9 protein-coding genes and 3 pseudogenes are annotated in these 13,609 nt (G+C 60.1%); 9 read left to right on the forward strand and 3 right to left on the reverse strand.

Going from position 1 to position 13,609, the window contains the following annotated elements; translation table 11 throughout:
- The first annotated feature begins 137 nt into the window (after positions 1-137).
- On the forward strand, positions 138-2,852 hold the full coding sequence (locus tag P3R82_RS03345) for an ABC transporter ATP-binding protein (RefSeq protein ID WP_283192999.1): 2,715 nt from the start codon (positions 138-140) through the stop codon (positions 2,850-2,852).
- A gap of 93 nt (positions 2,853-2,945) precedes the next feature.
- Entirely contained in the window at positions 2,946-3,413 is a 468-nt protein-coding gene (locus tag P3R82_RS03350; RefSeq protein ID WP_183898299.1) for a cyclic nucleotide-binding domain-containing protein, read from the forward strand.
- Positions 3,414-3,789: 376 nt separating this feature from the next.
- On the opposite strand, the gene P3R82_RS03355 is transcribed toward P3R82_RS03350, so the two are convergent.
- Complete coding sequence (locus tag P3R82_RS03355) at positions 3,790-5,121, reverse strand: MFS transporter (RefSeq protein WP_283193000.1); 1,332 nt, start codon at positions 5,119-5,121, stop codon at positions 3,790-3,792.
- Positions 5,122-5,528: 407 nt separating this feature from the next.
- On the opposite strand from P3R82_RS03355, the gene cyoA reads away from it, so the two are divergent.
- The 7 genes and pseudogenes from cyoA to P3R82_RS03390 all read left to right on the forward strand — a co-directional run bounded on the left by cyoA (position 5,529) and on the right by P3R82_RS03390 (position 11,888).
- Positions 5,529-6,686: a ubiquinol oxidase subunit II gene (gene cyoA, locus P3R82_RS03360; RefSeq protein ID WP_283193001.1), complete on the forward strand. Its 1,158-nt coding sequence runs from the start codon at positions 5,529-5,531 to the stop codon at positions 6,684-6,686.
- A gap of 50 nt (positions 6,687-6,736) precedes the next feature.
- Positions 6,737-8,739 (forward strand): annotated as a pseudogene (cyoB, locus tag P3R82_RS03365) (cytochrome o ubiquinol oxidase subunit I).
- Positions 8,740-8,743: 4 nt separating this feature from the next.
- Positions 8,744-9,364: a cytochrome o ubiquinol oxidase subunit III gene (gene cyoC / locus P3R82_RS03370; RefSeq protein WP_183898303.1), complete on the forward strand. Its 621-nt coding sequence runs from the start codon at positions 8,744-8,746 to the stop codon at positions 9,362-9,364.
- The gene (gene cyoD / locus P3R82_RS03375) at positions 9,361-9,762 is read left to right on the forward strand and encodes a cytochrome o ubiquinol oxidase subunit IV (RefSeq protein WP_283193002.1); all 402 of its coding nucleotides are present in this window, start codon (positions 9,361-9,363) and stop codon (positions 9,760-9,762) included. Before cyoC ends, cyoD begins: the two co-directional genes overlap by 4 nt.
- Positions 9,763-9,812: 50 nt before the next feature.
- The gene (locus tag P3R82_RS03380; protein WP_283193003.1) at positions 9,813-10,565 is read left to right on the forward strand and encodes an SURF1 family protein; all 753 of its coding nucleotides are present in this window, start codon (positions 9,813-9,815) and stop codon (positions 10,563-10,565) included.
- Positions 10,566-10,657: 92 nt separating this feature from the next.
- Entirely contained in the window at positions 10,658-11,422 is a 765-nt protein-coding gene (locus P3R82_RS03385) for a phosphoglycerate mutase family protein (protein WP_283193501.1), read from the forward strand.
- Between the two features lie 40 nt (positions 11,423-11,462).
- Complete coding sequence (locus tag P3R82_RS03390; RefSeq protein WP_283193004.1) at positions 11,463-11,888, forward strand: hypothetical protein; 426 nt, start codon at positions 11,463-11,465, stop codon at positions 11,886-11,888.
- Between the two features lie 21 nt (positions 11,889-11,909).
- Here P3R82_RS03390 and P3R82_RS03395 read toward each other — a convergent pair.
- Both P3R82_RS03395 and P3R82_RS03400 read right to left on the reverse strand, forming a co-directional pair.
- Positions 11,910-12,744: pseudogene (locus tag P3R82_RS03395) on the reverse strand (ABC transporter permease subunit).
- Positions 12,744-13,569 (reverse strand): annotated as a pseudogene (locus P3R82_RS03400) (ABC transporter permease subunit). The pseudogenes P3R82_RS03395 and P3R82_RS03400 overlap by 1 nt, the downstream one beginning before the upstream one ends.
- Positions 13,570-13,609 lie beyond the last annotated feature (40 nt).

Consider the following 13,609-nt stretch of genomic DNA (forward strand, 5'->3'; position numbering starts at 1 on the left):
AGAATCGGCATCCAGCAATGCACGCCGCTTCGCGTTGTTTTTGTTGAGCGATCCGGTAGCATGATCCTGTTCTCGGTACCACCGCCCTCTCGTGCAGGATTGATGTCTCACATTTTCCAGACAATCGACGGTTAGCAATGGAAAAAAGCCTCGCGCGCTACATCTGGTCGAACACGCGGCTGCAGCAGCTTTGGATTCTGGCGGTCGTCGCATTTTCGATGGTGCCCTACTTCCTGTCGTTCGACCTGCCGAAGCAGATCGTCAATGGACCTATTCAGGGCTCCGGCTTCGAGGGTGAGGGTGCGACACAGACCTTTATGGAGCTTTCCTACACGTTTCCGTTGATCGGAAAAGTGGAGATCTTCCAGGGCCTCCAGCTCGGCCGCGAGCAGATGCTGATGGCGCTCAGCCTGGTTTTCCTGGCGCTTGTCGTCCTCAACGGTCTCTTCAAGTTCTACATCAACACCTACAAGGGCCGGCTCGGCGAGCGCATGCTGCGGCGCATCCGCTTTCAGCTGATCGACCGGGTTCTGCGCTTCCCGCCCAATCACTTCAAGCGTGTGAAGTCCGCCGAAATCGCCACCATGATCAAGGACGAAGTCGAGCCCATGGGCGGCTTCACGGGCGATGCTTTCGTCTCGCCCGCGCTCCTCGGCGGCCAGGCGCTGACGGCGCTTGCCTTCATCATCGTGCAGAACTTCTGGCTGGGAATGATCGCCGCCGCGATCGTCGGGGTTCAGGCGATCGTCATCCCCCGCATGCGCAAGCGGCTGCTGGAACTCGGTCGCCAGCGCCAGTTGACGGCACGCGAACTTTCCGGCCGTGTCGGCGAAATCGTCGATGGCATCGGCACGATCCATGGCAACGACACGTCGAACCTCGAACGGGCCGACATCGCCGCCCGGCTGGGGCTGATCTTCTCGATCCGCTACGATCTCTATCAGTGGAAATTCCTGGTCAAGTTTCTCAACAATTTCCTCGCGCAGGTGACGCCGTTCCTGTTCTACGCGATCGGTGGCTATCTGGCGCTACAGGGTCGCCTGGATATCGGGCAGCTCGTGGCCGTCATCAGCGCCTACAAGGACCTGCCGGGGCCGCTGAAGGAACTCATCGACTGGGACCAGATGCGCCAGGACGTGCAGGTCAAATACCAGCAGGTCTACGAGCAGTTCAACGTCGAGCCGCTGATCGACGACAGCATTCACAAGGTTGCCATGGACGATGTCGCCATGTTGGCGGCTCCCATCATCGTCACCAATCTGGCCGTCAGCGACGACAGTGGCGCCAAGCTGATCGACCACGTCTCGGTCGAAATCAAGCCGAACGAGACGGTCGCCGTCGTCGGCCCCAATTCGAGCGGCGCGGAGGCATTCGCCGAAGCGCTCGGCCGCGTGGTCTGGGCAAACTCTGGTCGCATCACCATCGACGGGAAGGATCTGCTGGAACTGCCGGAATCGGTTTCCGGCCGCAGGATCTCCTATGCCTCTTCGGATCTCTATTTTTTCCAAGGGACGCTGCGCGACAACCTTCTTTACGGTCTGAAACACGCGCCTCTGACCGAGCCCGATTACGACGAGCAGACGGCGCAGGAAGCGAAGTGGCATGCCGCCGAAGCGATAAAGGCCGGCAATCCGACGCTCGATCCAAACAGCGACTGGGTGGATTACCGCGCTGCCGGCGCCACCGGTCCAGCCGATATCCTGACGGCCATGCGCCCGGTTCTCGACGCCGTGCTGATCACCGAGGATATTCTCGACCTCGCGCTTCGCTCGACGGTGGATACGCAGATCCACACCAAGCTTGCCGAGCATATCGTCGACCTCCGGGCCGCCCTGCGTGAGAAAATGCAGCAGTCGGAACTGGGCGACATCGTCGTTCCGTTCGACTTCGACAGCTACAACGCCCAGGCAACGGTGGGCGAGAACCTGCTTTTCGGCTCCATGAAGCGGCCGATCATGAACAACCGGCGCTTAGCCGCCCATCCCTATTTTCAAGCACTCTTCCGAGAAACGGGATTGAGCAACGATCTCTACGCCATGGGCCTGGAGATCGCCGAGAACGCGATCGAACTCTTCCACGACCTGCCGCCGGACCATCCGTTCTTCCAGCAGCTGACCTTCATGACGGCGGACGACATTCCGACCTATCAAGCTCTGCTGCAGAAGCTCAGCAGCCGGAAATTCGACGACGCCACGCCGGAAGACCGTTCGGCCATCATTCGGCTGAGCTTCGCCTACATCGAACCCCGCCACCGCTTCGGTCTCCTCACCGACGAGCTGACGGCCAAGATCGTCAGCGCGCGCAAGCAGTTCCACGAAAACATTCCCGATGATCTCTCGGCGGTCATCGAGCGCTACGATCCCGAGCACTTCATTTCGTCGGCAAGCCTGATGGACAACGTCTTGTTCGGCCGTATCGCCTACCAGCGCGCCGACGCTTCCGAAGGCATCCGATCGCTCATGGTCGGCCTCTTCGATTCTCTCGATCTTTTCGACGATGTGCTTTCGATCGGGCTCGAGTTCGACGTGGGCTCCGGCGGGAAGCGGCTGACGATGGTTCAGCGCCAGAAACTGAACCTCGCGCGAACGCTGCTGAGGCGTTCCGACTACATCATTCTCAACCGGCCGCTGTCGGCGCTGGATCAGCGGGTGCAGGACCAGATCACCAACAATCTCGTCAACGACCTGCATCACGAGGGCGAGCGCCCGGCGATCGTGTGGGTTCTCTCGAACGCCAGACTGGCCGCGCTTTTCGACCGAATCCTGCTTTTCGACCGCGGAAGCCTGGTCGAAGCCGGTAATTTTCCGGAACTTTCCGAACAGAACGGTATGTTCAAGGAACTGTTATCGTAATATTCTACAGGGGCTACAAAAGCGACGTCCTGCCAAAAGGACGCGCGTCATTCTAGCAAGCGCGCCATGGGCGCGCAGGGAGAAAATAAGCTCATGCTGCTTAGAGACGAAGTCGAGATGCTGCGGCGAGTGCCGATCTTTTCACGGATAGCACCGGCCAAGCTCAAGCTTTTGGCCTTCACCTCGGACCGCATGACATACAACGCAGGTCAGGACCTGTTCCGACAGGGAGACCCGGGCGATGCAGCCTATGTGGTCCTCTCGGGTACGGCCGACATTCTTGTTCGCTCGCCTGCCGGCGACATCAAGGTTGCCGATGTCGATCCCAATTCCATCGTCGGTGAGATCGCGATCCTCTGCGACGTGTCCCGTACCGCAACCGTTCGCGCCACCTCGGCGCTCGAAGTGCTCCGGATCAGCAAGGAGCATTTCCTGAAGTTGCTGAGTGATTTTCCAGAGATGGCGGTCGAGATCATGCGTGTTCTCGCAGACCGCCTGAACCACACGACCGCCGAACTGACCGCCGCGCGCGCGGCAAAAAAGCCGGAACCGGTGAATTAGAGCCTTTCCTGGTTAGATTGAAGCATTCTGTTGGCTCAAACGGAGTCGGATGGTCGTCCGGCAGGCGCGCGTCGTAGCCCACGCATACGGCCAAGCCGGCCGGACGATCAGGCGGCCCGTTTCAGCCAACCCCGCTGGTTTGCTTCGCAAACCGGCTGGGGCCGGGCATCTTTCCGCCAGGATCAAAGGCGATCGGCTCGACCGTACCTGGGGTATGCCCTTCGCCAATCGCCTTTGCCCTGACGAAAACCTGCTCCGGCAGAATGCTTCAATCTAACCAGGAAAGGCTCTAAGCGTCCCCGCAGCGCCGTGTAGATAAACGCAACAAGCCCGCCCGAACATCAGTTCAGGCGGGCTTTTCTTATTGGGCGATCAGTCAGTCGCGCTGCTCGAGCGCCCGGCTGAAGGCCAGCGCCGCCAGCGTGCAGATCGCGCCTGACAGCAGGTAGTAGCCAACAAAGGTCAGACCGAAGCGGCTGGACAGGCTGAGCGCGACGAGCGGCGCAAAGCCGGCGCCGACGAGCCAGGCCAGATCGGACGTAAACGCCGCGCCGGTGTAGCGGTATCCGCGGCCGAAGCGCGACGAGATCGAGCCCGTGGCCTGGCCGAAGGACAGGCCGAGGACGCCGAAGCCGATGATCACGAAGGCATCGTGCCCGTTCGAACCCGAGCCGAGCATGATCGGGCCGACGAAGCTGAAGATCGCGATCAGCACCGCGCAAACCGCCAGCTGTCCGCGCCGGCCGATACGGTCAGCCATCAAGCCGGAGGCGACGATGGCCAGAACCCCGACCATGGCGCCGACCGTCTGCACCAGCATGAAAGCGCCGATCGGCTGATTGCCGTAAAGGCTCATCCAACCAAGCGGAAAGATCGTCACGAGGTGGAACATCGCGAAGCTCGCCAGCGGCACGAAAGCGCCGATCAGGATGTCGCGACCGTGAATGCGCACGACGTCGCGGATAGGCGCGGCCTCGAGCTCATGCTGTTCCAGCGCCGTGCCGAATTCCTTCGTCATGACGAGGCGCAGGCGCGCGAAGAGCGCGACGACGTTGATGGCGAAGGCGACGAAGAACGGGTAACGCCAGCCCCAGCTGAGGAAGTCCTCGGACGAAAGGTTGGCGACGAAATAGCCGAACAGCAGGCTTGCCAGCGCGAAGCCGATCGGCGCACCCAGCTGCGGGATCATCGCGTACCATCCACGCTGGCTCTGCGGCGCGTTCAACGCCAGCAGTGAAGCCAGGCCGTCCCATGCCCCGCCGAGAGCGAATCCCTGCCCCAGTCGGAAAAGTGCCAAAAGCGCGATCGACCAGACGCCGATCTCGTTGTAGCCCGGTAGAAACGCAATGGATGCGGTGGATCCCCCCAACAGAAACAGGGCGATGGTAAGCTTGGTGCCGCGGCCGTATAGCCGGTCGATAGTCATGAAGACCACCGAGCCGACGGGACGTGCCATGAATGCAAGCGAAAAGATCGCGAACGAATAAAGAGTGGCCGTCAGCCTGTCTGGCGCGAACGGAAAGACAAGCTGCGGAAAGACCAGCACCGACGCTAGCCCGTAGACGAAGAAATCGAAAAATTCGGATGTCCGTCCAATGACGACACCGATTGCAATGCTGTTCGGCGACACCGGCTTGTCAGCATGAATTTGTCTCGCGTCACGCTCCATAGACGTGGACGAAGGACCATAGTTAGTCGCATTAGCCATATTCAAAACGCCTCCCTCGTTAAGGCGCTGCGGCAAAGCGCCTCACGTAAGAGTTTGAACTAACTGGCGTGCTTATCAAGGGCGGAATGCAGAAATAGTTTATCACGACCTTCGAAAATTCGAGCGGCCTGCAGAATCGTGCGTGAGAGCGCTAAAATAAGGTCGTGAACGGTGGCCGAGCGGCCTTTCGAGGATATATAGTTGCACGAATGCGACGCCGCGTCGGCTAGGAATTTGGCGCGGCGCATTAAATGCGTCTCTTCGTCGCACCAACTTTTGACATCGCATGTGGGCCGTCGTATCCCGCAGCGCCGCAATTCTGCTGCACTGCGACCAAAAACCTCATGTTACTTTACGTTTGTGTGCTTTAGTCGCGGATGTGACGAAACAAAAAGAGCAATAACGACGTGCAAAAGCTGTCAAAGTTTTCCCGCCACCTCGTCATTCTGCCGCTATTTTTCATGCTCGCAGGATGCAATCTGGTGGTCATGTCGCCCTCGGGCGACATCGCCATGCAACAACGTGACCTGATCATCGTATCGGTCCTGCTGATGCTGTTGATCATCATCCCGGTGATGTTCCTGACGCTGTTCTTCGCCTGGCGCTACCGCCAGTCGAACGCCTCCGCCACGTATGATCCGGAATGGCATCATTCCACGCGTCTCGAAGTGGTCATCTGGTCCGCTCCGCTCGCCATCATCATCGTGCTTGGCGCGATCACCTGGATCACCACGCACAAGCTCGATCCTTACCGCCCGCTCGACCGCATCGATGCGGAACGCACGATACCCGGCGACACCAAGCCCCTCAGGGTCCAGGTCGTCGCGCTGGATTGGAAATGGCTCTTCTTCTATCCCGATCTCGGGATTGCCACCGTCAATGAACTGGCTGCCCCCATCGATGTTCCGATCAACTTCGAGATCACCGCCTCGTCCGTGATGAACTCGTTCTACATCCCCGCGCTCGCCGGACAGATCTATGCGATGCCAGGCATGCAAACCAAGCTGCATGCGGTCATCAACAAGGAAGGTGCCTACGACGGCTTTTCCGCGAACTACAGCGGCGCCGGCTTCTCCAACATGCGCTTCAAGTTCCGCGGCATGGACCGGCAGGGCTTCGACAGCTGGGTGGCTCAGGTCAAGAACGTCGGCACCACGCTCAATCGCGACACCTATCTCAAGCTCGAGCGTCCAAGCGAGCGCGAGCCGGTTCGTTACTACGCGACCACGGACAAGGATCTCTATAGCGCGATCCTGAACATGTGCGCGACGCCGGGCAAGATGTGCATGAGCGAAATGATGCACATCGACATGATGGGCGGCGCCGGCAAGGAAAGCCTCGAGAACCGCGACAAATTGAAGTTCGAAGGCGTGCCGCTCGATGGCGCTGCCCCGCCGACACCGGTCAGCGCAAGCGATGCGCCGGCCAACGACGCCAGCAGCATGGAGAACATGCCCGGCATGGAAAATATGCCCGGGATGGAAAACATGTCCGGCACCACCATGCAGCATGACAGCCAGACCAAGCCGGCACCCGGTACCAGCACGTCCACACCTAGCGAATAGTTCAAGCTAGGTGCTTTGCCCCCAAAAGACACCAATGAACGGGTTATTCCATGTTTTCCAATCCTGACCTAATGAAGTTGATCTTCGGACGGTTGACGATCGAGGCCATTCCCTACCACGAGCCGATTCTCGTCGCGACATTCGGCGCGGTCGTGCTCGGCGGGATCGCGGTCCTCGGTCTTATCACCTATTTCAAGCTCTGGACCTACCTCTGGAAAGAATGGTTCACGAGCGTCGATCACAAGAAGATCGGCATCATGTATGTCGTTCTTGCCCTGATCATGCTTCTGCGCGGGTTTGCCGACGCGCTGATGATGCGCACGCAGCAGGCAATTGCCTTCAACGGCAATCCCGGCGTTTTCCCGCCGTCCCACTACGACCAGATTTTCACGGCCCACGGCATCATCATGATCTTCTTCATGGCCATGCCGTTCGTCACCGGCCTGATGAACCTCGTGGTTCCCTTGCAGATCGGCGCGCGCGACGTCTCCTTCCCCTTCCTGAACAACTTCTCGTTCTGGATGACGGCTGGCGGCGCGATCCTGATCATGATTTCGCTGTTCGTCGGTGAGTTTGCCCGTACGGGCTGGCTGGCCTACCCGCCGCTCTCGGGTATCGAGTACAGCCCCGGCGTCGGCGTCGACTATTACATATGGGGCCTGCAGGTCGCCGGTATCGGAACGACGTTGTCGGGGATCAATCTGATCGCGACCATCGTGAAGATGCGCTCGCCCGGCATGACGATGATGAAGATGCCCGTCTTCACCTGGACCTCGCTCTGCACCAACGTGCTGATCGTCGCCAGCTTCCCGATCCTGACGGCAACGCTCGCGCTTCTGTCGCTCGACCGTTACGCCGGCACCAACTTCTTCACCAACGACCTTGGTGGCAACCCGATGATGTATGTGAACCTCATCTGGATTTGGGGTCACCCGGAAGTCTACATCCTCGTGCTGCCCGCTTTCGGCATCTTTTCCGAGGTAGTCGCGACCTTCAGCGGCAAGCGCCTGTTCGGCTATGCCTCGATGGTCTACGCGACCGTGGTCATCACCATCCTGTCCTACCTCGTCTGGCTGCACCACTTCTTCACCATGGGTTCCGGCGCAAGCGTCAACTCGTTCTTCGGAATCACCACGATGATCATTTCCATCCCGACAGGGGCGAAGATGTTCAACTGGCTGTTCACGATGTACCGCGGCCGCATCCGCTACGAAGTGCCCATGCTGTGGACGATCGGATTCATGATCACCTTCGTCATCGGCGGCATGACCGGCGTCATGCTGGCTATCCCCCGGCCGACTTCGTGCTGCACAACTCGCTGTTCCTGATCGCACACTTCCACAACGTCATCATTGGCGGCGTGGTGTTCGGCCTGATGGCGGGCGTCAACTACTGGTTCCCGAAAGCCTTCGGCTACAAGCTCGATCCGTTCTGGGGCAAGATGTCCTTCTGGTTCTGGCTGATCGGTTTCTACTTCGCCTTCATGCCGCTCTACGTTCTCGGCCTGATGGGCGTCACCCGCCGCATGTCGCAGTTCGACGATCCGTCGCTGCAGATCTGGTTCATCATCGCCGCGTTCGGCGCGTTCCTGATCGCGCTTGGCATCGGCTCGTTCCTGATGCAGCTCGTCATGACTTATGTGAAGCGCGACCAGCTGCGTGACACCACCGGCGATCCGTGGGGTGGACGCACGCTCGAATGGTCGACCTCGTCGCCGCCGCCGAGCTACAACTTCGCGAAGACGCCGATCGTCTACGATCACGACTCCTGGTACGACATGAAGGCCCGCGGCCACGATCGTCCGACGGAAGGCTTCCAGCCGATCCACATGCCGAAGAACACCGGCACCGGCGTCATCCTCGGCGCGCTCAGCGTGGTCTTCGGTTTCGCGATGATCTGGTACATCTGGTGGCTCGTCGCGGTTTCCGCGGTTGCGCTGCTCGTCGTCAGCATCGGTCATACCTTCAACTACAAGCGTGACTTCTACATCCCCGTAGAGGAAGTCGTGGAAACGGAAGACAAGCGCACCAAGCTGCTTGCCGGACAGGCATAAGACCATGAGCAACACTGCAATCGACATGGCTGAAAAGCCAGAATTCTACATGAAGGAAGAGCACCACCCGGAAAACAGCACCATGCTGGGTTTCTGGCTCTACCTGATGAGCGACTGCCTGATCTTCGCGATCCTGTTTGCAACCTACGCCGTTCTCGGCCGCAACTACGCGGCCGGTCCCTCGCCCGCGGACTTGTTCGAACTGCCGCTCGTGGCCGTGAACACGTCCATGCTGCTGCTGTCGTCCATCACCTATGGCTTTGCCATGCTGCAGATGGAACGGGCCAAGAAGGCAGAGACGCTGTTCTGGCTCGGTGTCACCGGCCTCCTGGGCGCGGTGTTCATCGGGCTTGAGCTCTATGAGTTCGCGAACCTCATCCATGAGGGTGCGGGCCCGAGCCGCAGCGCGTTCCTGTCGGCTTTCTTCACGCTTGTCGGCACGCACGGCCTGCACGTCACCTTCGGCATCATCTGGCTGGTTACGCTGATGGTGCAGGTTTCCATGCACGGCCTGACCACCGAAAACCGGCGTCGCCTGATGTGCCTTTCGATGTTCTGGCACTTCCTTGACGTCGTCTGGATCGGCGTATTTTCGATCGTTTATCTTATGGGAGTTCTCGGATGAGTTCGCACGCCCCAACACACGAGGATGCTCACGAAGCCCATCATGGGCACAGCCATGGGCACGAGGCCGCGCACGGCTCCTTCAAGAGCTACATGATCGGCTTCATCCTGTCGGTGATCCTGACCGCCATTCCGTTCTGGCTGGTCATGGCAGGTGTATTCGACAGCAAAGCCGTCACGGCGGCTTTGGTTATGGGCTTCGGCGTGATACAGATCGTCGTGCACATGATTTTCTTCCTCCATATGAACGCACGCTCCGAGGGCGGCTGGACCCTGATGGCTCTGATCTTCACGCTTCTCCTCGTAGTGATCGCTCTCTCCGGCTCCATGTGGGTCATGCATCATCTGAACACAAACATGATGCCCATGAGCCCGGAAATGATGAAAAGCATGCCCTGAACGGCACAATAGTCGGGCGGCGACAACGCCGCCCGTTACGGTATGAGACATTGACGGAATCTACAGCAGAACAAGCTCCCAAACATCGTTCCACGATCGCATTGACGATCTTCTGCGGCCTGCTCTTCGTCGTCATGTGCGCGGTTTTCGCGCTTGGCGTCTGGCAGCTCGAACGCCGCGCCTGGAAATTGGACCTGATCGCTCGCATCGATCAGCGCATCAATGCAGAACCCACCGCGGCTCCGGCCCGTGCTGAGTGGGAAGGCATCACGAAAGAAAACGACGAATATCGCCGTGTGACCGCCGAGGGCACCTTGCAAAGCGACAAGGAAAGCCTTGTCTATTCGGCAACGGAGCTCGGCGCCGGATATTGGGTGATCGCGCCCTTGACGCTTGCCGACGGCACGTCCGTCATGATCAACCGGGGCTTCGTGCCGACGAACAAACGCGACGTGAACTCCCGCAGCGACGGCCGGATTTCCGGCCCCATCAAGATTACCGGATTGCTTCGCCTCAACGAGCCGGGCGGCACCTTCATCAGGTCGAACGACCCGGCAAACGACCGCTGGTACTCCCGCGACGTGGACGCGATGGCGGCAAAGCGTGGCGTGGCCGACATCGCCCCCTATTTCATCGACGCCGACGCGACCGCCAATCCGGGCGGCCTTCCGGTCGGCGGACTGACGCAGGTGAGTTTCCCGAACAACCACCTCCAATATGCGCTCACCTGGTTCGCGCTGGCCGCGATGCTGGCCGGCCTTCTGGTTTACGTGTTGCGAAGCGAGCTACGCCAGCGGGGATAGGCCCCGCGCGGACACCGCGTGCCCGCCGTTGCCCCCGGCAGGCGCAGCGTTCATGATATGGCGATTCCATTTCGGACAATCCGGGCCGCATGATGCGCATCTTTCTCGTTCGCCACGGCGAATCCCTCGGCAATCTCGATGAGCGGGCCTACGGCCAGTTCGGCGATCACAATGTTCCCTTGACGCGATGGGGACACCAGCAGGCTATCGGCGCGGCCGACGCGATTGCGTGCTATCTCGATACGTTGGACGACGCCAGCGTTCAGCTTCATATCTGGTACTCGCCATTCTTGAGAACGCGCCAGACCAAGGATGCACTACTTGCCGTTCTGCCGCGGCACCTGATCGGCAAGGTCAGGGAAGACTATCTGTTGCGTGAGCAGGATTTCGGCCTCTTCACCGAGATCTACGACCACGCGGAACAGCGGCAGAAGTTTCCCGACGAATTCGAGAAATGGGCAAGGCTGCGCAACAACAGCGGAAAGTTCTATGCACGACCGCCGGATGGCGAGAGCCGCGCCGATGTCGCGCAAAGAATGCGCCTGTTTCTCCAAACAACGCTGCACGGCACGCGCGACGGCAGCGACAACGTCATCATCGTCGGCCATGGCGTCACCAATCGGGCATTCGAGATGAACTTCCTGCAGCAACCCGTCGATTGGTTCGAGCGCTCCTATAATCCCGGCAATGCCGACGTCACCCTGATCGAGGGATCGGACGCGGCGGGATACGCATCAAGACTGCTTCACCACGCCGCCGATCGTCAGCCGGGCGAGGAAAGTGACATGCGCGAGGCCTATGGCGCGCAGGTGACGATCGCGCCGAAACCCGGCACTGCGGAAGCGAGCGAGACATGACCCACGAACCTCCAAACCCTTGCTGCGTACGATGATAGGAATGGCCACATCCGGTATGGAGACCCGCTCCTGCGGCGCCTGCACTTTGTGCTGCCGGCTGCCCGAGATCGAGCTGCTTTCGAAGCCCGCGAACGCACCTTGCGTGAATTGCGTGACGGGACAGGGCTGTCGCATCTACGACGACCGCCCGGATCTATGCCGGGACTTTCTCTGCGCGTGGATGACAGACGATGAGCTCGGTGCGGAATGGGACCCGACGGTCGCCAAGATGATGGTCTATGGCCAGGGCAAGCAGCTGACGGTGCTCGTCGATCCCGATCATCCGCTGTCGTGGCGCGAGGAACCGTACGCCGCCCAGCTCGGATCATGGGCGACCGCGGCTGCAGATGATGGCGGCTATGTCATCGTCTTCGTCGGAGACGACGTCCACAAGATCGTTCCTGCAATCTCGGCGGCGAAAGCGTAGCCGCCGCCGAGCGCATGCGCCTCAGTGGCCGACGCGCGAGAGCACGTCTGCTTTCAGGAACCGTTCGACGATCAGCATGAAGACGAGCGACGGGATCAGCAGCAGCAGCGCCGTGATCGAGGCGATCTGATAGTTGCCGCCGGAGGCCGTCGTATAGAGCAACAGCGGCAGCATGTTCACATCAGGCGCGCCGACGAAGTAGCTGCCGGTGAATTCGTCGAGGCTTTCCAGAAAGACGAAGATCGCGCTTGCCATCAGGCCGGGAGCGGCCAGTGGCAGCGTGATATCGAAGAAGGCTCTCAACGCCCCCGCCCCGGTCACGCGCGCGGCCTGCTCCAGCTCGGTATCGATCGCCGAGAAAGCCGCGGTGGCGATCCAGACCGCATAGACGAGCCCATGCGAGACGTGCACCAGAACCACGCCCGGGATCGTGCCATTGAGGCCGATCTCGTAGAAGATGCGCGCCACGTTCACGTAGACCGTGAGGTTCGGGAAGGCTTGCGGAATGAGGAAGGCAAGCAGGATGGCGCTTCGCAGCGGCAGCTTGAGCCGCGCCAGCGCATATCCCGCCGGAATGGCGAGGATGAGAGAGACGATCACCGTCAAGACGGCGACAACGAGCGAGTTGCGCAACGAATCCAGCGCACCGCCCCCGCGGCGCGAAGACCTTGGCCCATGAGCTGAAGCCGTATTCCAAAGGCAGGCTATAGGGAAAGTACCATTTCTCGGCGACCGTCCACAAAACAAGATTGGCGAGCGGGCCGAAGATGAAGAAGGCCATCAGTCCGAAGACGATGCCGCGCGGTACCCACCACAGCGCGGCGAGAAGCGATCGCGAAGAAGAAGCCGTCGTCATCATGCGCGCTCCTTGAGGCTTTGGCGGAGATAGATCCATGCCACGGAAGACGCCAGCACCAGGGATACCAATCCAAGCGCATTGGCGACGCCATAATCGCCATAGGCGTTGACACGGAAGGCGATGTCGGCGGTAAGCATCGTTGGTGATTGCGCATTGATCATCAAGGGCACCGAAAGCACCGACATCATGGTGACAAAGGAGAGAATGAGGCCGACGGTGAGCGTGACGGCGACCTGCGGCACGATGATCTCGAACAGCAGCCGCAATTTCGAGGCGCCGAGATTGCGGGCGGCCTCGATCGTATCGCGGTTGATGGAGGCCATCGCGCCGGCGACGAGCAACGCCACGAACGGCGTCTGCTTCCAGACGAAGGCGATGACGATGCCGCGCCAGTCGAGGAAACTGACGGGCATCGAGCGGTGTGATCAGACCCAGGCTTACGGCGGTATTGTTCATCATTCCGTTCTTCGAAAGGAAGGTGCGCAGGATCTGGCCGACGACGATGAATGGAATGAACATCGGCCAGCGATAGAGCCAACGCAGGATCGCGACGGCCTTGGGATTCTCGCCGAGCGTCAGATAACCGCCAATCGCGACAGCGCCGATGCCGATCAGCACCGTCGAGAGACTGACGATGACGACAGTGAAGATGATATCCTTGGTATAGAGATCGAAGGTCTTGGCGAAATTGTCGAGGCCGAAGGCGCCGCCCTCCACCCTGAAGGCGCCCACCGCCGACATGATCAGCGGAAGAATGAACAGCGCCGCGATGACCGCCAGCGCGGGCAGGACGAGCAGGAGACCGAGTAAGCGTTTCGACATTTCATGACCTTGAAGCGCGAGCGAGGCGGATGAGAGATAA

Source organism: Rhizobium sp. AN80A (assembly GCF_030053015.1).
GTDB lineage: Bacteria > Pseudomonadota > Alphaproteobacteria > Rhizobiales > Rhizobiaceae > Rhizobium > Rhizobium metallidurans.